Source organism: Candidatus Solirubrobacter pratensis (genome assembly GCF_000425945.1).
Taxonomy (GTDB): domain Bacteria; phylum Actinomycetota; class Thermoleophilia; order Solirubrobacterales; family Solirubrobacteraceae; genus Solirubrobacter; species Solirubrobacter pratensis.
In genome coordinates this window covers 73789-92531 of the sequence record NZ_AUEK01000012.1, presented here as the reverse complement: position 1 = coordinate 92531, position 18743 = coordinate 73789, and the positions used below count along the sequence as shown (strand labels likewise).

General features: G+C 73.5%; 22 protein-coding genes. 18 read left to right on the top strand and 4 right to left on the bottom strand.

Translation table 11 applies throughout. The annotated features are described in order from the left end of the window. The first annotated feature begins 206 nt into the window (after positions 1-206). Genes H958_RS38590 through H958_RS0118890 form a run of 3 tightly spaced genes read left to right on the top strand, consistent with a single transcriptional unit; the run spans position 207 to position 3088 of the window. The gene (locus tag H958_RS38590) at positions 207-2225 is read left to right on the top strand and encodes a GAF domain-containing protein (RefSeq protein ID WP_051324502.1); all 2019 of its coding nucleotides are present in this window, start codon (positions 207-209) and stop codon (positions 2223-2225) included. Positions 2226-2240: 15 nt separating this feature from the next. Beyond that, positions 2241-2603: a winged helix-turn-helix transcriptional regulator gene (locus H958_RS0118895; protein ID WP_028059810.1), complete on the top strand. Its 363-nt coding sequence runs from the start codon at positions 2241-2243 to the stop codon at positions 2601-2603. 35 nt (positions 2604-2638) lie between these two features. Continuing rightward, positions 2639-3088, top strand: coding sequence for an SRPBCC family protein (locus H958_RS0118890; protein WP_028059809.1), 450 nt, complete (start codon positions 2639-2641; stop codon positions 3086-3088). Here H958_RS0118890 and H958_RS38585 read toward each other — a convergent pair. Genes H958_RS38585 through H958_RS0118875 form a run of 3 tightly spaced genes read right to left on the bottom strand, consistent with a single transcriptional unit; the run spans position 3036 to position 6191 of the window. Next, positions 3036-3500, bottom strand: coding sequence for a type II toxin-antitoxin system RatA family toxin (locus tag H958_RS38585; protein ID WP_037410735.1), 465 nt, complete (start codon positions 3498-3500; stop codon positions 3036-3038). The genes H958_RS0118890 and H958_RS38585 overlap by 53 nt on opposite strands. After that, on the bottom strand, positions 3500-5002 hold the full coding sequence (locus H958_RS0118880; RefSeq protein ID WP_028059808.1) for a phytoene desaturase family protein: 1503 nt from the start codon (positions 5000-5002) through the stop codon (positions 3500-3502). Before H958_RS0118880 ends, H958_RS38585 begins: the two co-directional genes overlap by 1 nt. Before the next feature lies 1 nt (position 5003). Next, positions 5004-6191 carry a zinc-dependent alcohol dehydrogenase gene (locus H958_RS0118875; RefSeq protein ID WP_028059807.1) on the bottom strand — a complete coding sequence of 396 codons (1188 nt, stop codon included), beginning with the start codon at positions 6189-6191 and terminating at the stop codon, positions 5004-5006. Between the two features lie 55 nt (positions 6192-6246). Between H958_RS0118875 and H958_RS0118870 the strand changes: the two genes are divergently transcribed. The 4 genes from H958_RS0118870 (at position 6247) to H958_RS0118850 (ending at position 9153) form a co-directional block, all read left to right on the top strand. Continuing rightward, positions 6247-7299: an NAD-dependent epimerase/dehydratase family protein gene (locus tag H958_RS0118870; protein WP_028059806.1), complete on the top strand. Its 1053-nt coding sequence runs from the start codon at positions 6247-6249 to the stop codon at positions 7297-7299. 172 nt (positions 7300-7471) lie between these two features. Continuing rightward, entirely contained in the window at positions 7472-7744 is a 273-nt protein-coding gene (locus H958_RS0118860) for an ACT domain-containing protein (protein WP_028059805.1), read from the top strand. Between the two features lie 15 nt (positions 7745-7759). Next, positions 7760-8227: a (2Fe-2S)-binding protein gene (locus H958_RS0118855; protein ID WP_028059804.1), complete on the top strand. Its 468-nt coding sequence runs from the start codon at positions 7760-7762 to the stop codon at positions 8225-8227. Further along, entirely contained in the window at positions 8224-9153 is a 930-nt protein-coding gene (locus tag H958_RS0118850; protein ID WP_231379301.1) for an alpha/beta fold hydrolase, read from the top strand. Before H958_RS0118855 ends, H958_RS0118850 begins: the two co-directional genes overlap by 4 nt. 22 nt (positions 9154-9175) lie before the next feature. Here the strand turns inward: H958_RS0118850 and H958_RS0118845 are convergent, their stop codons facing one another. After that, entirely contained in the window at positions 9176-10141 is a 966-nt protein-coding gene (locus H958_RS0118845) for a LysR family transcriptional regulator (RefSeq protein ID WP_028059802.1), read from the bottom strand. A gap of 78 nt (positions 10142-10219) precedes the next feature. Here H958_RS0118845 and H958_RS0118840 point away from each other — a divergent pair, with 78 nt between their 5' ends. From H958_RS0118840 to H958_RS38580, 11 genes are read left to right on the top strand one after another with little or no spacing between them, the layout of a single operon-like run. Continuing rightward, positions 10220-11101 carry an FAD binding domain-containing protein gene (locus H958_RS0118840; RefSeq protein ID WP_028059801.1) on the top strand — a complete coding sequence of 294 codons (882 nt, stop codon included), beginning with the start codon at positions 10220-10222 and terminating at the stop codon, positions 11099-11101. A 1-nt stretch (position 11102) separates the two neighbouring features. Further along, positions 11103-11360: a hypothetical protein gene (locus tag H958_RS0118835; protein ID WP_156028062.1), complete on the top strand. Its 258-nt coding sequence runs from the start codon at positions 11103-11105 to the stop codon at positions 11358-11360. Beyond that, a complete protein-coding gene (locus tag H958_RS0118830; protein WP_028059799.1) occupies positions 11357-11638 on the top strand; it encodes a hypothetical protein in 282 nt (93 codons plus the stop codon). Before H958_RS0118835 ends, H958_RS0118830 begins: the two co-directional genes overlap by 4 nt. Next, entirely contained in the window at positions 11638-11898 is a 261-nt protein-coding gene (locus H958_RS0118825) for a hypothetical protein (RefSeq protein WP_028059798.1), read from the top strand. The genes H958_RS0118830 and H958_RS0118825 overlap by 1 nt, the downstream gene beginning before the upstream one ends. After that, on the top strand, positions 11895-12152 hold the full coding sequence (locus tag H958_RS0118820; RefSeq protein WP_028059797.1) for a hypothetical protein: 258 nt from the start codon (positions 11895-11897) through the stop codon (positions 12150-12152). The genes H958_RS0118825 and H958_RS0118820 overlap by 4 nt, the downstream gene beginning before the upstream one ends. After that, a complete protein-coding gene (locus H958_RS0118815; RefSeq protein ID WP_028059796.1) occupies positions 12152-12712 on the top strand; it encodes a hypothetical protein in 561 nt (186 codons plus the stop codon). Before H958_RS0118820 ends, H958_RS0118815 begins: the two co-directional genes overlap by 1 nt. Next, positions 12690-13562: an FAD binding domain-containing protein gene (locus tag H958_RS0118810; protein WP_028059795.1), complete on the top strand. Its 873-nt coding sequence runs from the start codon at positions 12690-12692 to the stop codon at positions 13560-13562. Before H958_RS0118815 ends, H958_RS0118810 begins: the two co-directional genes overlap by 23 nt. Before the next feature lie 5 nt (positions 13563-13567). Further along, positions 13568-14038, top strand: a complete 471-nt coding sequence (locus H958_RS0118805; RefSeq protein WP_028059794.1) for a (2Fe-2S)-binding protein — start codon at positions 13568-13570, stop codon at positions 14036-14038. Beyond that, entirely contained in the window at positions 14035-16398 is a 2364-nt protein-coding gene (locus tag H958_RS0118800) for an aerobic carbon-monoxide dehydrogenase large subunit (protein ID WP_028059793.1), read from the top strand. Before H958_RS0118805 ends, H958_RS0118800 begins: the two co-directional genes overlap by 4 nt. Beyond that, positions 16395-17279, top strand: a complete 885-nt coding sequence (locus tag H958_RS0118795) for an AAA family ATPase (protein ID WP_028059792.1) — start codon at positions 16395-16397, stop codon at positions 17277-17279. Before H958_RS0118800 ends, H958_RS0118795 begins: the two co-directional genes overlap by 4 nt. Continuing rightward, entirely contained in the window at positions 17276-18607 is a 1332-nt protein-coding gene (locus H958_RS38580; RefSeq protein WP_051324501.1) for a vWA domain-containing protein, read from the top strand. Before H958_RS0118795 ends, H958_RS38580 begins: the two co-directional genes overlap by 4 nt. Positions 18608-18743 lie beyond the last annotated feature (136 nt).

Below are 18743 nucleotides of genomic sequence, written 5' to 3'. Positions count from 1 at the left end.
CTCAGACGGCGCGCGCTCCCGGCGCCGGCGCATCCGGTCCGACCGCCGCCGCGCACTGCCCGCGAGCCGCCATTTTGCGCCGAAAGATGGTCGATCGGCGAGGGCTTGCGACGAGGCGTCGCTAGACGTCAAAGAGCGCACGAGGGCTGCGTAAACGCGCCCGAATTCCGTGGCGGCGGAGAGCACGCTCGTTTAGCCTCGCAGCCATGACCGCACCGACGCGTGCGCGGCGGGTCCCTGCGGGCGCTGAGACAGCGCTGGGCTTCGGTGCCGGACTTGGAACGTTCGCGGTCGTCGCGGTCATCCTGGCCGCAGCAGACTCCGACCTCGTCGCCGCGCTGCTGGCAGTCGTGTGCGCCGCGACCGTGGTCATGATCGCGCGTACGCTAGGCGCCGCATACGCAGCACCGGTCGCTATCGCGGGCCTCGTTGCGTACGACTGGTTCAAGTTCCCGCCGACCCATCCGCACACGCTGCCGGACTCCGGCGACGTCGCGACGCTGCTCGCCTATCTCGCCGTCGCGGTCCTCGCCGGCGAGCTCGGAGCGTATGGCGGCCGGCGCGCGCGCGACGCCGACGCGGCCCGCAGCCGGCTCGCCCAGGAGCAGGCGGCGCTGCGCCGCGTGGCCGAGCTCGTCGCGCGCGGGGTCTCGCCCGACGAGATCTTCGCCGCCGTCGGGCGCGAGGTCGGGATGCTGCTCGGCGTCGACGGCGCGCGAGCGATCCGCTACGTCTACGGCGACGAGGAGATCGAGCCGCTCGCGGGCTGGACCGCGCCGGGGTACGGGCCGCTGCCGAGCGACCGCATGAAGCTCGCCGACACCATGATCGCCGCCGAGATCCGGCACACCGGCCGGGTGGCGCGCGTCGCCGACTACGAGTCCGGCGGCAGGGGCATTCCCGAGGTGGTGCGGCACCTGAACGTCCGCTCCGCGATCGGGGCGCCGATCATCGTCGACGGGCGGCTGTGGGGCGCGATGCTCGCCTGGGTCATGCGCTCGGATCCGCTGCCCGAGAGCGCCGAGGCGCGGATCGCGAGCTTCACTGAGCTGATCGCGACCGCGATCTCGAACGCCGAGGCGCGTGCCGAGAGCGAGCGGCTCACCGAGGAGCAGGCCGCGCTGCGGCGGGTCGCGACGCTCGTCGCGCGGGAGCTGCCGCCGGGCGAGATCTTCATGGCCGTCGCGGAGGAGCTCGCGCAGCTGCTCGACGTCGACGACATGCGGGTGACGCGCTTCCAGGAGGGCATCGCGACCGTCGTCGGGAGCTGGGGCCACCACGAAGACGTGCTGCCGGTCGGATCGAGCGAGCCACTCGGCGGCGAAAACGTTTCAAGCCTGGTATGGCGCACCGCCGCGCCGTCCCGGATCGACGACTACGCGACCGCCACCGGGCCGCTCGCCGAGCGCCTGACCCGCAGCGGCGTGCGGTCGGCAGTCGGCGGTCCGATCGTCGTCCAGGGACAGTTGTGGGGTGCGATGATCGCGTCCTCGTGCCGGCGTGACCCGCTGCCGGCGAGCACCGAGGCGCGCATCGGCGAGTTCACCGAGCTCGTGGCGACCTCGATCTCCAACGTGCAGGCGCGGGCGGATCTGGCGGCGTCGCGGGCCCGTCTGATGGAGGCGACCGACGCCGAGCGCCGCAAGGTGGTGCGCGACCTGCACGACGGCGCGCAGCAGCGCCTCGTCCATACCGTGATCACGCTCAAGCTCGCGCTGCGCGCGCTCCATCGCAAGGAGCAGGGCGCGCCTGCGCTCGTCAACGACGCGATCGAGCAGACCAACCGGGCGATGGCCGAGCTGCACGAGCTCGCGCAGGGCATCCTCCCGTCGGTCCTGACGCGCGAGGGGCTGCGCGCGAGCGTCGAGGCGCTGGCCTCGCGGATGATCGTTCCCGTCGAGCTCGACGTGGCGTCCGGGCGCCTGCCGGCGGCCGTCGAGGCGACCGCCTACTTCGTCGTCGCCGAGGCGCTCACGAACGTCGCCAAGCACGCCCAGGCGTCGTGCGCCGAGGTCGCGGCGCAGATCCGCGACGGCTCGCTGCGCATCCAGGTCCGTGACGACGGCGTCGGCGGCGCGCGCGCCGAGGGGAGCGGCCTGCAGGGGCTCAAGGACCGGGTCGCCGTGCTCGACGGGCGGCTGGCGATCGTGACGCCGCCGGACGGCGGCACGCTGGTGTCGGCCGATATCCCGATACCGAGCGGCTACGAAAGGGCGAGCGGGTAGCTTGCCATGCGTCGCATGGCGACGGCGCGCAAGCAGCGGCAGGAGTACGCCGCCGAGGCGTGCGAGCGCGGAGACCAAGCGCTCGCGCGCGCGTTCGTCTTCCTGGGCAAGCGCTGGAACGCCGTCGTGCTCGGCAACCTGCGCACGTCGCCGGCCGGCTTCCGCGAGCTCTCGCGCGCGATCGGCAAGATCTCGGACTCGGTGCTGTCGGACCGGCTGTCGGACCTCACCGCCGCGGGGCCGATCGCCCGTACCGTCGACCCGGGGCCGCCGGTCTCGGTCTCCTACGCGCTGACCGACCGCGGCAAGGCGCTGATGCCCGCGCTCGAGCAGATCTCGCTGTGGGCGTCGGAGCACCTGCTCGAAGACGATTGCTGACGTTGGCGGCCGGCCGCCCGGGGTAGACCCCCGCGATGGCGACCATCGAGCGGTTCATTCCGGTCATGCCCGAGGCGATCTGGGACGTGCTCGCCGATCCGGCGGAGTACGGCGAGTGGGTCGTGGGCTCCAAGACGGTGCGCGACGCCGACGACGGCTTCCCGGCGCCCGGCACGCGGTTCCACCACGCGGTCGGCATCGGGCCGCTGACCGTGCGCGACCACACCGAGGTCGTCGCCGTGGAGCCGGCGCGCCTCCTGCGCCTGCGCGCGAAGGCGCGCCCCGTCGGCACCGCGGCGGTCCGGCTCGAGCTCGAGCCGGCCGACGGGGGCACGACGGTGCGCATGAGCGAGCGCCCCGACGGCGTGTTCGCGCCGCTCGCGCTCAACCCGTTCGTCCACCTCGTGATCAAGCTCCGCAACGCGGAGTCGCTCAGGCGCCTCGAGCGGCGCGCGCTGCGCCGGGTCGCTCGACGTGCCGCTTGAGGTCTGAGAGCGCGCGGCGCATCACCGCGTCGGCGATCACGGCGCGCACCGGCCCGGGCACGAAGCGGCCGGGGTCGATGCGCAGGTCGAGCTCGGCGCGCGTGCGCCCGCCGGCGAGCGGCTCGAAGCGCCATTCTCCGGCGAAGTCCCGGAAGTCGCCGCCGAGGTACTCGCTGCCGAGCCGCCGCGGCTCGTCGTAGACCTGTCGCAGCCGGTAGCGGACGCGCTTGACGCGCGCGTCGATCTCGTATTCGACCACGATGCCGCGGCCCTGCTCGTCGCGCTCGAGCACGCGCGCCGCGCAGACCGCGCCCTGCCACTCCGGCAGCCGCTCGTAGGCGGTCAGCGCGTCGAAGCACGCCTGCGGCGTCGCGTCGATCTCGGCGGTCCGGCAGTCGCCGTAGGCCGGCATCAGGCGAGCCTCCGGACGCGCCGGTCTCGCAGCAGCGCGCGCGCGGCGCCGCGGCCGCTCATGCCGTGCACCGCGCCGCCGGGGTGGGTCGACGCGCCGGCGACGTAGAGGCCGCGCAGCGGGCTGCGGTAGCGGCAGAGCGCAGGCGCCGGGCGGAAGATCAGCTGCTGGTCGAGCTCGTAGGAGCCGCCTGCGAGGTCGCCGCCGACCTGGCTCGGGTTCTCCTGCTCGGACTGTCGCGGCGAGCGCAGGGCGCGGCCCAGCACGAGCGAGGAGAAGCCGGGCGCGAAGCGCTCGAGCTGCGCCTCGATGCGCTCCGCCACCGCCTCGTCGGAGAGCTCGTAGCGGGAGGGGACGTGGCCGTAGACGTAGAGCGTGTGCCGGCCGGCGGGCGCGCGCGCCGGGTCGTGCAGCGATTGCTGGCCGACGACGAGCGCCGGCCGCTCGGGCACCTGCCCGCGGCGGGCGTCGTCTGCGGCGCGCGTGAGCTCCTCCAGCTCGCCCGCGACGTGCACGACGGCCGCCGCGCGCGGCTCTACTGCCGTCCATGGCACCGGGCCGGAGAGGGCGTAGTCGAGCTTGAACGGCGCCGTGCCGTAGCGCCAGATGCCCAGCCGCCGGTGCAGGCGGCCGGGGAGGGCGCCCGCGGGGACCAGGCGCGCGAGCACTCCGGCGCTGACCGTGGTGAGGACCGCATCCGCGGCGAGCTCCTCGCCGCCGCGCAGGCGCACGCCCGCGGCGCGCCCGCCGCGGACGAGGATCTCCTCGGCGGTCGCGTCGCAGCGCAGCCGCGCTCCGGCGGCCTGCGCGCGTCGCACGAGCGCGTCGGTCAGGGTCTGGATCCCGCCGCGCGCCAGCGGCCACCCGTGGCTGTGGCCGAGCAGCTGCAGCAGCAGCCCGAACGCGCCGCTCGCGGCGGTCGTCGGCGGCAGGCCGGTGTGCTGGGCCGAGCCCGCGAGCCACGCGGTCGCGCGCCGGTCGCCCTCGAAGAGGTCGAGGCCGAGCGCCTCGACCGAGGCCGCCAGCCGCCGCGCCCACTCGATGCCGTCGCGCCGCAGCGACAGCGCCAGCCGCGCCGGCGCGCGCAGCGGCGGGAGGCGCGTCAGCACGGCGTCGGTCAGCGGCTGCGCGAGCGGCAGCAGCCGCTCCATCGCCGCCGCCCAGCCGCCCCCGGCGGCGCCGAGTGACGCGACCGTCGCGCCGACGTCGCGGTGCAGCGCGATCGCCGAGCCGTCGGGGAACGGGTGTGCGAGGACGACCGGCGGGACGATCCACTCGACGTCCAGCTCCAGCTCGCGCATCGCGGGAGACGCCGCGGTCATCGGGACGAAGCCCGCACAGTGATCGTGCACGAAGCCGGGCAGCGTCGACTGCACCGAAGTGGTCGCGCCGCCGGGACGCGGCGCATGCTCGAGCAGCGTCACGTCGCAGCCGCCCGCCGCGAGATGGATCGCGGCGACCAGGCCGTTGTGGCCGGCGCCGACCACGAGGACGCGCGTCACGTCAGGGCCTGAAGACGACCTTGAACGCGCCGTCCTGCTTCTTCTGGAACATCTCGTAGGCGGCGGGCGCCTCGGTCAGCGGCAGGTGGTGCGTGGCGAACGTGTCGACGCCGAGCGGGTCGTCGCCGTCGGACAGCAGCGGCAGGATCTCGTCGACCCAGCGCCGCACGTTCGCCTGACCCATCTTCAGCGTCACCTGCTTGTCGAAGAGCTGCAGCATGTTGAGCGGGTCGGCGGTGCCGCCGTAGACGCCCGACAGCGAGATCGTCCCGCCGCGCCGCACCATCTCGATCGCGAGGTTCAGCACGCTCAGCCGGTCGATGCCGGCCGTCTGCATCACCTTGCGCGCGACGGCGTCGGGCATCAGGCCCGCCAGCGTGTGGGCGAGCTTGGCGCCGGGGGCGCCGTGCGCCTCCATGCCGACGGCGTCGATCACCGAGTCCGGGCCGCGCCCGCCGGTCAGCTCGCGCACGGCCTCCGGCACGTTCTTCCCGACGGCCCCGACGTCGATCGTCTGCACGCCGTGGCTCCGCGAGCGCGCCAGGCGCTCCGGCACGAGGTCGATCCCGATCACCTGGCCGGCGCCGAGATGCTGGGCGATGCGCGTGGACATCTCGCCGATCGGCCCAAGGCCGATCACCGCGAGGCTGCCGCCGTCCGGGATCTGCGCGTACTCGACCGCCTGCCAGGCGGTGGGGAGGACGTCCGACAGATACAGGAAGCGGTCGTCCGGCGGCCCCTCGGGCACCTTGATCGGGCCGTACTGCGCCTGCGGCACGCGCAGCAACTCGGCCTGCCCGCCCGGCACCTCGCCGTAGAGCTTGGTGTAGCCGAACAGCGCCGCGCCCATGCCCTGTTCGCGCACCTGGGTGGTCTCGCACTGCGACTGGAGCCCGTGCTCGCACATGAAGCAGCGGCCGCAGGAGATGTTGAACGGGATCACGACGCGGTCGCCCGGCGCGATGCCCGTGACCTCGGCGCCGACCTCCTCGACGATGCCCATCGGCTCATGTCCCAGCACGTCGCCTTCGCCGATGAAGGGTCCGAGGACCTCGTACAGGTGCAGATCGGAGCCGCACAGACCGGTCGAGGTGATGCGGACGATCGCGTCGGTCGGCTGCTCGATCGTGGGATCGGGGACGTTGTCGATCCGCACGTCGCGCTTGCCGTGGAAGGTGAGAGCTCTCATCGGCCGGTCCCTACCCACACGGTGCGATCGCCGCACCCTGGGTAGCCCTCCGCGCATGAGGATCGTCGTCACGGGCGCCACCGGCAACGTCGGCACGAGCGTCGTCCGCGCGCTCGGGGACGACCCGCGCGTGCGCGAGATCGTGGGGATCGCGCGCCGGCGGCCGGATTGGCAGGCGGTGCGCACGCGCTGGGTGACCGCCGACGTGGCGCGCGACGACATGCGCGCGCTGTTCGAAGGCGCCGACGCGGTGATCCATCTCGCCTGGCTGATCCAGCCGAGCCGCGACGACGCCGAGTTGGAGCGCGTCAACGTGGAGGGCTCGCGGCGCGTGTTCGAGGCCGCGGGGCAAGCGGGCGTGCCGGCGCTCGTGTACGCGTCCTCGATCGGCGCCTACTCGCCCGGGCCGAAGGATCGGCCGGTCGACGAGTCGTGGCCGGTCGGCGGCATCCAGTCGCTCTTCTACTCGCGCCATAAGGCGGCCGCGGAGCGCATGCTCGACGCGGTCGAGGCGGGGTTCCCCGCGCTGCGTGTCGTGCGGCTGCGGCCGGGGCTGATCTTCAAGCGCGAGGCGGGGCCGGAGATTCGCCGCCTGTTCGCGGGGCCGCTGCTGCCGGCGCGGCTGCTCAAGCCGGGCGTCCTGCCCGTGCTGCCGCTGCCGGACCGGCTCGTCGTGCAGTGCGTGCACGCCGCCGACGTTGCCGAGGCGTACCGGCTCGCCGCGCTCTCGCCCGAGGCGTCCGGCGCCTACAACATCGCCGCCGACCCGGTGCTCGACCCGGGCACGCTGGCGCGCGTGCTGCGCGCCCGCCGGCTGCGCGTCCCGGAGCGGCCGTTGCGCGCGCTCGCCTCCGCGACGTGGCACGCGCGCCTGCAGCCCGCGCCGCCCGGCTGGTTCGACCTCGGCCTCGAGGTGCCGGTGATGGACACGAGCAAAGCGCGCGAGCAGCTCGGCTGGACGCCGCGGCACACCGCCGTCGAGGCCCTCGAGGAGCTGCTCGCGGGGATGCGCGAGCCGGCCGGCCTGTCGACCCCGCCGCTGGAGCCGCACGCGGGCGGGCCGCTGCGGGTGCGCGAGCTGTTCACGGGGCTCGGCCGGCGCCTGTAAGCTTGGTCGCGATGCTCCGCCGGCGCGCCATTGCGATCTCCATCGCCTCGGGCACGCCGTGCATCTCCATTATCGCCACCTAGGCCTGAGCGTCGTTCGCGCCCAGGCCACGACGGTCCCCTCGGGACCGGCGCGGTGACGCGGCGGAGAACAGGGGACAGGAGGTTCCCTCGTGACCGCCATCGTCCAGTCCCCCTCATTCGCCCCGATCGGCCGTGAGCGCCGCCTGTCCCTCGAGACCACCGGCGACGCCGACGTGCTCCTGCGCGTCCTCGTGCTCCTGCGCCGGCGGGGCTTCGCCGTGCGTGCCTGCGAGTTCCGCGCGAGCGACCGTCATGCGCCGGCGCGGCTCGACCTCTGCGTCGAGTCGCCCATGCGCGCGGGCAGCCAGCTCGGGGCGTGGCTGATGAACGTCGTCGGGGTCGTGGGGGTGGCGGAGCAGTAGCCTGCTGACCGCGGGATGCGGATCACGGTTTCGGTAAACGGCGAGGAGCACTCGCGCGACGTCGAGCCCCGCCTGCTGCTCGTCCACTTCCTCCGCGACACGCTCGGGCTGACCGGCACCCACTGGGGCTGCGACACGTCGAACTGCGGAACGTGCGTGGTGCTGATGGACGGCGAGCCGGTCAAGTCCTGCACGGTTCTCGCGGCGACCGCCGAGCGCTACGAGATCACGACGGTGGAGGGGCTCGAGCGCGACGGGGAGCTGGACCCGGTGCAGCGCGGCTTCCACGAGGAGCACGGGCTGCAGTGCGGGTTCTGCACGCCGGGGATGCTCCTGACGGCGCGGGCGCTGCTGAACCGCAATCCCGATCCGACCGACGCCGAGATCCGCGAGGCGATCTCCGGCCAGATCTGCCGCTGCACGGGGTACGCGATGATCGTCCGCTCGATCCGCTGGGCCGCCGAGCACGAACGGAGCACGTGAATCACCGTCTAGTCGAGGTCGAGGGTGGCCGCATCCACCTGGCCGAGGAGGGCTCCGGCCCGCTCGTGCTGCTCGTCCACGGCTTCCCCGAGTCCTGGTACTCGTGGCGGCATCAGCTTCCGGCGCTGGCCGCCGCCGGCTTCCGCGCCGTGGCGATCGACGTCCGCGGCTACGGCCGCTCGTCGAAGCCGCCCGAGGTCGAGGCCTACCGGATGCTCGCCCACGTGTCCGACAATGTGGGCGTGGTGCGCGCGCTCGGCGAGGAGCGCGCGGCGATCGCCGGCCACGACTGGGGTTCCCCGATCGCGGCCAACTCGGCGCTGCTGCGGCCCGACGTCTTCGAGCGCGTCGCGCTGCTGAGCGTCCCGTACACGCCGCGCGGCGGGCCGCGGCCGACGTCGATCTTCGCGCGCGCGGGCGGCGAGGAGGAGTTCTACGTCAGCTACTTCCAGGCCGTCGGGCGCGCCGAGGCGGAGATCGAGCCCGATGTGCGCGGGTGGCTGCGCGGGTTGTACGCCGCACTCTCGGGCGAGCACCACGTGAACGTCTTCACGGTGCCGGCCGGCGGGAGGATGCGCGACCGCTTCCCGGACGCGGCATGGTTGCCCGAGGACGACCTCGACGTCTACGCGGGCGAGTTCGAGCGGACGGGGTTCTTCGGGGCGCTCGCGCGCTACCGCAACGTCGACCGCGACTGGGAGGACCTCGCGGCCTGGGACGGCGCGCCGATCCGCCAGCCGTCGCTGTTCCTCGGCGGAGAGCACGACGCGACGCGCGGCTGGCTCGCGCGTGTGATCGAGGAGCAGGCGGCGACGATGCCGGGGCTCACGGGCTCGCACACGATCGCGGGAGCCGGGCACTGGGTGCAGCAGGAGCGGCCGGACGAGGTGAACCGGCTGCTCGTCGAGTGGTTGCGAGCCCGGTGAGCGCCGGGTCGGCCGCGGCCGCTCAGCCCCGCCGAGCCGCCACCGACTGCCACAGCGTCACATGCACCTGCGGCCGCGCATGCGAGGACACGGCGCCCGCGCGTCCCGAGGAGATCGCCTGCGTCGCCTCCGCCGTCGTCGCGAACCGCTGCAGCTCCAGCGCTGCGGGCACCGCGCGCCCCAGCCCCAGCGTGCTCGCGTGCCACAGCTCGAGCACGGGCGTGCCTCGCACGTCGAGCCGTACGAGCGCGCGCCGGCGCACCTCGTCAACGACCGAGTGCGCGAGCGCGAGCACGACGCCCTCGCCCGCCGCGGCGGCGGCGATCGCGGCGGCCTGGGAGCTGTAGGAGGCGACCTCGGGCGCGAGGCCGTTGCGCGCGAGGAAGAGGCCCGCGCCGGTCGAGGGATCGAGGTCCGGCTGCCCGACCAGCCAGCGCTCCCCCGCGAGCTCGGAGGGCGCGATCGACCGCGCGCCCGCCAGCCGGTGCGACGGCGCGGCCAGGAGGATCAGCCTGCAGCGCAGGAACGGCGCCGACGCGATCCGCTCGGCCCCCGGGCTTGGACCGAGGGCGATGTCCGCCCGCCGGTGCTCCAGGGCGTCGGCGAACTCGCCGCCGGGCACCGCCTCGACGGCGACCTCGACGCTCTCCTCGCGCGCGGTGAACAGCTCGATCAGCGGTGCGATGTGCTCGGCCACCAGGCTCGTGGCCACGACCGACACCCGCCGCGACTCGCCCGAGGCCACCGACCGCCGGGCCTGCTCGGCCAGCCCCAGGATCTCGGTCGCCAGCGCCGCCAACCTGCGCCCGCCCTCGGTCAGTGCGATCCCGCGCCCGTTGCGCACGAACAGCTCATCCCCGAGCTCCTTCCTCAGCGCCGATACCGCGACCGACACGGCGGGCTCGGTGACCGACAGCTCCGCGGCGGCCCCCTTCACCGACCCGTGCCGGGCGACCAGCACGAACGACTGCAGCTGCGCGAGGGTCATAAGCGATCACTTAACTCGGGTTGACACCTCGACCGTAACACCGGGAAGCTGGATCCGGAGAGAGACCAAGGAGGAGTCCTGCAGGTCCCAGCACCGTTCGGCTATGAGCGAGCCACGTCGGTCGATCACGCGCTCATGCTGCTGGAGCAACTCGGCCCCGAGGCGCGGCTGCTCGCGGGCGGCCACAGCCTGCTGCCGATGATGAAGCTGCGGCTGGCGTCGCCGTCGTACGTGGTCGACATCGATCCGCTGGCCGACGAGCTCGGCTACGTCACCGAGGAGGACGGCGAGGTGCGGATCGGCGCGATGACGCGCCACAACGCGCTCCTGCAGTCCACGGCGCTCGATCGCCGCCTGGCGATCGTCAAGGACGCCGAGCGCGTGATCGCCGACCCGGTGGTCCGCAACCGCGGCACGATCGGCGGCGCGCTCTGCCAGGCCGACCCGTCCGAGGACCTGTCCGCCGTCTGCGCGGCGCTCAAGGCCCAGATGGTGATCCGCGCCACCGGCGGCGAGCGCGTCGTCGGCATGCGGGAGTTCCACCGCGGCCCGTACGAGACCGCCGTCGGGCCCGCCGAGATGCTCGTCGAGATCCGCGTCCCCGCGCCGCGCGGCTCCGGCAGCGCGTACGCGAAGGTCGACCGCCGCGTCGGCGACTGGGCCGTCGTCGCCGCCGGAGCCGCGCTCGCCCTCGAGGACGGCGTGATCGCGGGCGCGGGCGTCGCGCTGGCCGCGGCCGGCGGGGACATCACGTCCAGCGAAGCCGAGGCGGCGCTCGTGGGCGAGCCGCCTTCGCCGGAGCTGTTCGCCCGCGCCGCCGCGCTCGCCGCCGCAGCGTGCGAGCCCGTCAGCGACCAACGCGGGTCGGCGGAGTACAAGCGGCACGTCGCCGGCGTCCTGACGCAGCGCGTTCTCCAGCGCGCCGCCGCACGGGCGCTCCAAGTGCAGGAGGAGGTGTGAGATGCCGCTAGCGGCAAGCAGCGGTTGGTACGTCGGGATGGCGCTCGGGATCGTCGTGATCCTCGTGGCCGCGGCGATCGTCGTCACGATCGTCGCGCTCGCTCAGCGGATCGCGGCCCAGGCGCGGACCTCGGTCGCCGGCCTCGAGACCGTGCGCCGGCAGACGTCCGAGCTCGGCGGCGTCGCGCGCATCAACGACTCCGGCGTGCGCATCCTGCGCTCCGCGCGGGCGCTGAGGAAGGTGGCGGTCGGCAAATGAGCGCGCACACCGCCTGGGTCGTCTCGCTGATCATCGGCCTCGTCGCGGCGCTGATCGTGGCCGGCCTGCTCGCCGCGCTCATCCGCGCCGTGCGCGACATCGAGAGCTCGGTCGGCAGCCTGCTGGACGTCGCCGGCGCCGTCGCCGCCAACACCGCCGGCATCCCGCAGCTCGAGGCGACCGCCCCCGTGCTCGGGCTGATCGTGGAGGAAGCCGTGGTGCAGGACGGCTACATGAACGCGCTCACCGACGGCTACGGCGCCGAGGCGGTGGCGTGATGGTCGCGCTCTCCGTCATCCTCGCCGCCGTCGTGATCGCCGTGCTCGCCGTGGCGCTGATCGAGATCCGGCGCGGCCTGCACAGCATCTCCGAAGGCCTCGCCACGCTGTCGGCCGCGCTCAAGACGGTCGAGGCCGAGCACCTGCGGCCGCTCGAGCCGGCCGTGAAGGCGATCAACGCCCAGTTCGAGACGATCCTGTCCGCGCTCCCGGGCATCGCCCGCAAGGCCGCGGTGGTCGCCGAGAGGAGGCCGTCATGACGCTCTGGTGGATCGGCGACCTCGTGCTCCTGCTGGTGGTCCTGCCGGTCGTGGTCTACCTGCTCCACGGCGTGCTGAAGGAGGCCCGGAGCATCGTCCCGGCGGTCCGCGGCATCGCCACCGTCGCCACCGCGGGGTCGAGCGACCTCAACGCCGCGCCGCTGCTGCTGACGACCCAGCAGCAGGTCGTCGAGACCGTCGAGCTCGTCGCCGCCTACGGCGGCTCGCTCGACACGATCCTGGACGACGCCTGATGCCCGCCGCCGGAGTCGTCCTGATCGCCACGGTCGTCCTGATCGTGCTCGCGCTCGTCTACTACCTCGTGGCCACGATCTTCGCGCTGCGTCAGATCTCCGTTGGTCTAGACGACACCATCTCCGCAGTGGGAGAGATCGTCGAGAAGAGCGCCCCCGTCAACGGCGTCGTGACCGGCATCAACACGCACCTGGACGCGGCCGTGCAGGCGCTCGAGGGCCTGCTCGTCAAGAAGGCGGGCATGCAGGATGCCGTCGGGCTCGTCGACGGCCTGTATCCCGGCGCCGCGGCCGAGGGCTTCCGCGAGCTCGGCACGGCGAAGGCGCCGCGGATCGGCGAGGTCTACACGCGCGGCACGCTCACCCTGGCGCGCCTCGGCCGCGAGGCGCCGATCGCGGTCGCCAGCCCGGCCGGCGGCCCGGTGCTGCGCGACATCACGCGCGGGAGCCTCGCCGCGCGCGCCCTGTATCCCGCCGCGCGGCCGTCGAGATCTCCCGTCATCGGCACCGACGCGCCCGTCCAATACGAGGAGCCAGATGCAGACCCCAGCGCCGTTTGACTACGAGCGGGCGACGTCGCTCGACGGCGCGATCGCGTCTCTGAAGGCGCACGAGGGCGCGCGCATCATCGCCGGCGGCCACAGCCTGCTGCCGATGATGAAGCTGCGGCTCGCGACGCCCGAGCGGCTGATCGACATCAACGACCTGGACGAGCTCGCGTACATCCGCGAGGAGGGCGACGAGATCGCCATCGGCGCGCTCACCCGCCACGTGGAGCTGCTCGAGTCCGAGCTGCTGCACGATCGCTTCCCGGCCTTCCGCGACGCCGAGCAGGTGATCGCCGACCCGGTCGTGCGCAATCGCGGCACGATCGGTGGCTCGCTCTGCCAGGCCGACGCCGCCGAGGACCTGTCGGCGGTCTGCACCGCGGTGAAGGCGCGCGTCGTCATCCGCGGCCAGGGCAGCTCGCGCGTGATCGGCATGCACGACTTCCACCGCGGCCCGTGGATGACCGCGGTCGGCGAAGGGGAGATCCTGACCGAGATCAGGCTGCCGGTGACACCGGGCGCGGGCTCCGCGCACGAGAAGGTCGAGCGCCGCGCGGGCGACTGGGCGATCGCCGCCGCGTCGGTCGCCGTCTGGCTCGACGGCGACACGATCGCCGACGTGGGGATCGGCCTCAGCGCCGTCGGCCCGATGACGATCGGCCTCACCCGCGCCGAGGAGCTGCTGCGCGAGGCGACGCTGTCGGAGGAGCTGCTCGAGCAGGCCGGCGCGATCGCGAGCGAGGACTGCATGCCGGTCCCGGACGGCCGCGGCCCGGTCGACTACAAACGCCACCTCGCCGGGGTGCTGACCAAGCGCGCGCTGCGGCGCGCGACCGCCCGCGCCCTGCAGCAGGAGGTCTGAACGAGATGCTGGTGACGATCACGATCAACGGCGAGGTCGTCTCGCGCGACGTCGAGCCGCGGACCCTGCTCGTGCACTTCATCCGCGACACGCCGGGACTGACCGGGACGCACTGGGGCTGCGACACCTCCAACTGCGGCGCTTGCGTCGTCCTCATGGACGGGCAGCCGCTGAAGTCCTGCACGGCGCTGGCGGCGATGTGCATGGGGCACGAGATCCGGACGGTCGAGTCGCTCGAGGTCGACGGCGTGCTGGACCCGCTCCAGCAGGGCTTCCACGAGTGCCACGCGCTGCACTGCGGCTTCTGCACGCCGGGGATGTTGATGACCACGCGCGCGCTGCTGGACGCCAACCCCGACCCGACCGAGCAGGAGATCCGCACCGCGATCTCGGGCGCGATCTGCCGCTGCACGGGCTACAAGAACATCGTCGCGGCGGTCCGCTGGGCCGCCGAGCACCAGGAGGCACCACGATGAGCGCGATCGAGGAGCGGCCGATCGGCTTCGGCCGCCTGAAGCGCAAGGAGGACGCCCGCTTCATCCGCGGCAAGGGCACCTACCTGGACGACATCCGCCTGCCGGGCATGCTGCACGGCGCGATACTGCGCTCCCCGTTCGCGCACGCGAAGATCAACTCGATCGATACGAGCGCCGCGCTCGCGCACCCGAACGTCGCGGCGGTTGTCACGGCGAAGGACCTGGAGACGCTCGGATTGGCGTGGATGCCGACGATCTCCTACGACACCCAGGCCGTGCTCGCGGGCGACAAGGTCCGCTTCCAGGGCCAGGAGGTCGCGTTCGTGATCGCGACCGACGAGTACTCGGCGCGCGACGCGCTGGGGCTGATCGACGTCGACTACGAGCCGCTTGACGCCGTCGTCAACGCGCGCAAGGCGCTGGACCCCGACGCGCCGCTGATCCGCGACGACAAGGAGGGGCAGCTCGACAACCTCGCCAGCCCGACCTGGGAGGCGGGCGACGAGGAGGCGACCGACCGCGCGTTCGCCGAGGCCGACACGATCGTCAGCCGCGACATCATCTACCCGCGCTGCCACCCGGCGCCGCTCGAGACGTGCGGGATGATCGCCGACTTCAACCCGCAGACCGGCCAGCTCGACATCTACAACGGCAACCAGGCGCCGCACGCTCACCGCACGGTCTACGCGCACGTGGCCGGCCTGGCCGAGCACATGATCCGGATCCGCTGCAACGACATCGGCGGCGGCTTCGGCAACAAGGTCCCCGTCTATCCGGGCTACGTGTGCGCGATCGCCGGCTCGATCGTCGCCGGCGCGCCGGTCAAGTGGATCGAGGACCGCTCGGAGAACCTGATGTCGACCGGCTTCGCGCGCGACTACGTGATGAAGGCCGAGATGTGCGCCAGGGACGGGCGCATCACCGGCCTGCGGGTCGACGTGATCGCCGACCACGGCGCGTTCGACTCGACCGCGCAGCCGACGAAGTTCCCCGCCGGCTTCTTCCACATCGTCTGCGGCTCCTATGACCTCACCGCGAGCCACGTCAAGGTCAAGGCGGTCTACACCAACAAGGCGCCGGGCGGCGTGGCGTACCGCTGCTCGTTCCGCATCACCGAGGCCGTCTACCTCGTCGAGCGGATGGTCGACGCGCTCGCGATGGAGATGCGGACCGACCCGATCGAGCTGCGCATGCGCAGCTTCATCAAGCCGGAGCAGTTCCCGTACGAGACGACGACCGGCTGGACCTACGACTCGGGCAACTACGCGAAGGCGATGCGGGTCGCGATGGACATCGCCGGCTACGAGGACCTGCGGCGCGAGCAGGCGTCCAAGCGGGCGCGCGGCGAGCTGATGGGCATCGGCGTCTCGTTCTTCACCGAGGGCGTCGGCGCCGGCCCGCGCAAGCACATGGACATCCTCGGTCTGTCGATGAACGACGGCGCGGACCTGCGCGTGCACCCGTCGGGGAAGGCGGTCGTCTCGCTCTCGGCCCAGACCCAGGGCCAGGGCCACGAGACGACGTTCGCCCAGATCGTCGCCGAGGAGCTCGGCATCCCGCCTGAGGACGTGGACGTCCGCCACGGCGACACCGACAAGTCGCCCTACGGGCTCGGCACGTACGGCTCGCGCTCGACGCCGGTGTCCGGGGCGGCGGTCGCGGTGGTGTCGCGCAAGGTCCGCGACAAGGCGCGCCGGATCGCCGCGACGATGCTCGAGACCCGCCCTGAGGATCTCGCCTGGGAGAAGGGCCGCTGGTACGTCAAGGGCGACCCGGAGCAGGGCGCGACGATCTTCGAGATCACCAGGCGCGCCTACTCCGGCGAGGTGCTGCCGGAGGGCATGGAGGGCGGCCTCGACGCGCAGGTGATCTACGACCCGCCGAACCTCACGTATCCCTACGGCGCCTACATCGCGGTGGTGGACATCGATCCCGAGACGGCGCACGTGAAGGTCCGCCGCTTCATCGCCGTCGACGACTGCGGCGTGCGCATCAACCCGATGGTCGTCGAGGGGCAGATCCACGGCGGCCTCGCCGAGGGCGTCGGCATCGCGCTGATGGAGGTGATCTCGTTCGACGAGGCGGGCAACTGCCTCAACGGCTCGTTCATGGACTACCTGATCCCCACCGCGCTCGAGTGCCCGGACTTCGAGCTCGGCGAGACCGTCACGCCGTGCCCGCACCATCCGCTCGGCGCCAAGGGCGTCGGGGAATCGCCCAACGTCGGCTCACCGCCGGCGATCGTCAACGCCGTGATCGACGCGCTGCACGACACCCACGGCGTCGACCACATCGACATGCCGTGCACCCCGGCGCGCGTGTGGGCGGCGATGCAGGGAAGGCCCGAGCCGCCGCAGTGAGCGACGAGCTGGAACATCTCGCCCCCGACGCCGAGACGCTTGCGCGGCGGCTGGCCGCCGTCGACTACCTCGTCGACGAAGGGCTTGCCACCGCCCTCTTCCTCAGCCTCCGCCTCCCGCAGCCCCTGCTGCTGGAGGGGGAGGCGGGCGTGGGCAAGACCGAGGCGGCCAAGGCGCTCGCGAGCGCGCTGGACACCCCGCTGATCCGGCTGCAGTGCTACGACGGCATCGACGCGTCGGAGGCGCTGTACGAGTGGAACTACCCGCGCCAGCTGCTCGCGATCCGGCTCGCGGAGGCCAACGATGCGCGGCTGGGGGAGGATGACCTGTTCGGGCCGCAGTACCTCGTGCGGCGACCGCTCCTGCGCGCGCTGGAGCACCCTGGACCTAGACCTGCCGTGCTCCTGATCGATGAGATCGATCGCGCCGACGACGACTTCGAGGCGTTCCTGCTCGAGCTGCTCGCCGACGCGGCGGTGACGATCCCTGAGCTCGGGACGATCCGCGCGACGCATCCGCCGGCGATCGTCCTGACCTCCAACCGCACACGCGACCTGCACGACGCGGTCAAGCGCCGCTGCCTGTACCAGTGGATCGAGTACCCGACGGCCGAGCGCGAGCTGGAGATCGTCCGCCGGCGCGTGCCGGCCGCGGCGGAGTCGCTCGCGGTGGCCGTCGTGACCGCGGTGGCGAAGATGCGCGAGAGCGACGTCCAGAAGCCGCCGGGCATCGCCGAGGCGATCGACTGGCTGGCCGCGCTGCAGCTGCTCGGCGTGATCGAGCTGGACGAGACCACGATCGACCGCACGCTCGGCGCGGTGCTCAAGTACGGCGAGGACCAGGACGTGGTGCGCGCCGCCGGGCTCGGGAGCCTCGTGTGAGCGGGCCGCGGCACGTCGCCGTGGCGGCCGCGGCGCTCGAGCTCGACCTGCCGCCGCTCGTCGCCGCCTTCGCGCGCCGCCTGCACGAGGCGGGGCTGCCGATGACGCCCGAGCGCACCGCGCGCTTCGCCTCCGCGCTGGCGCTCGCGCGGCCCGTCGCGCGCACGCGCCTGTACTGGACGGCGCGCGCCGTGCTGGTCTCCGACCCGTCGCAGGTCAAGGCGTTCGACGCCGTGTTCTTCACGGTCTTCGGCGGGCTCACCGAGCGGCCCGCCCCGCCGCCGGAGGACGCGCCCTGGGCGCCGGCGCCGCCGGACGAGCGCGAGGCCGCGCCGCGGCGCGAAGCGGGCGCCGAGGGCGTCGCCGCCGGGCCGCCGTCGCCGGTCCACGGCACGGGCGCCCGCGGCCGCGAGCCCGAGCGCGAGGTCCCCGTGCCCGTCGCCGCGAGCGACGAGGAGCGGCTGCGCGGCAAGCGCTTCGACGCGCTCGAGCCGGGCGAGCTCGCGCAGCTCTACAAGCTGATGGCGCGGCTGGAGATCGCGACGCCGAAGCGCCGCACGCGGCGCGCCGACCGCGCGCGGCGCGGCGAGCACGTCGATCTGCGCCGGACGCTGCGCGGCGCTCTGCGCACGGGCGGCGACCCGAGCCGGCTCGCGCGCCGCCGCCGCCGCGTCGTCCCGCGCCGGATCGTCCTGCTGTGCGACATCTCCGGCTCGATGGAGCCGTACGCCCGCGCGTACCTCCAGTTCCTCGCGTGCGCCCGCCAGGCGGAGGCGTTCGTGTTCGCCACCCGCCTCACGCGCATCACCCGCGCGCTCGCGACGCGCTCGCCCGAGCGCGCGATCCAGCGCGCCGCCGCGGCGGCGCCCGACTGGTCCAGCGGGACCCGCATCGGCGAGGCGCTGCGCGCGTTCAACGACCGCCACGGCCGGCGCGGGATGGCGCGCGGCGCGGTGATCGTGATCATCTCGGACGGCTGGGAGCGCGGCGAGCCGGAGCTCGTGGCGCGCGAGATGCAGCGGCTCTCCCGCCTGGCCTACCGGATCGTGTGGGTCAACCCGCGCGCGAGCGCGAGCGGGTTCGCGCCGCGCGTCGGCGGCATGGCGGCGGCGCTGCCGCACATCGACGCGCTCGTCTCGGGCCACAGCCTGGAGGCGCTCGGCGAGGTGGCGGAGGCGATCGCGGCGGAGCGCACCCGCAAGCTTGACGCGCCGGAGGAGCAGGAGGAGGACGAGCCATGGGCGAGCGCGACGCCGGTCGCGGGCAGCTCGGTCGCGATGCCGAGCGGATACGGCCCGAGCCGCGGGAGGACGACGCCAGGATGGTGAACCGGCACGAGGGTAACTCTGGCGCGGCAGGATTCCCTGTCCGCACGTGCATCTACCCCGGCTGCGACCGGCCCGCGGTGCCCGCGCACCCTGCCGGCGGACCCCAGCCGGCGTTCTGCGACCGCGACGACCACAA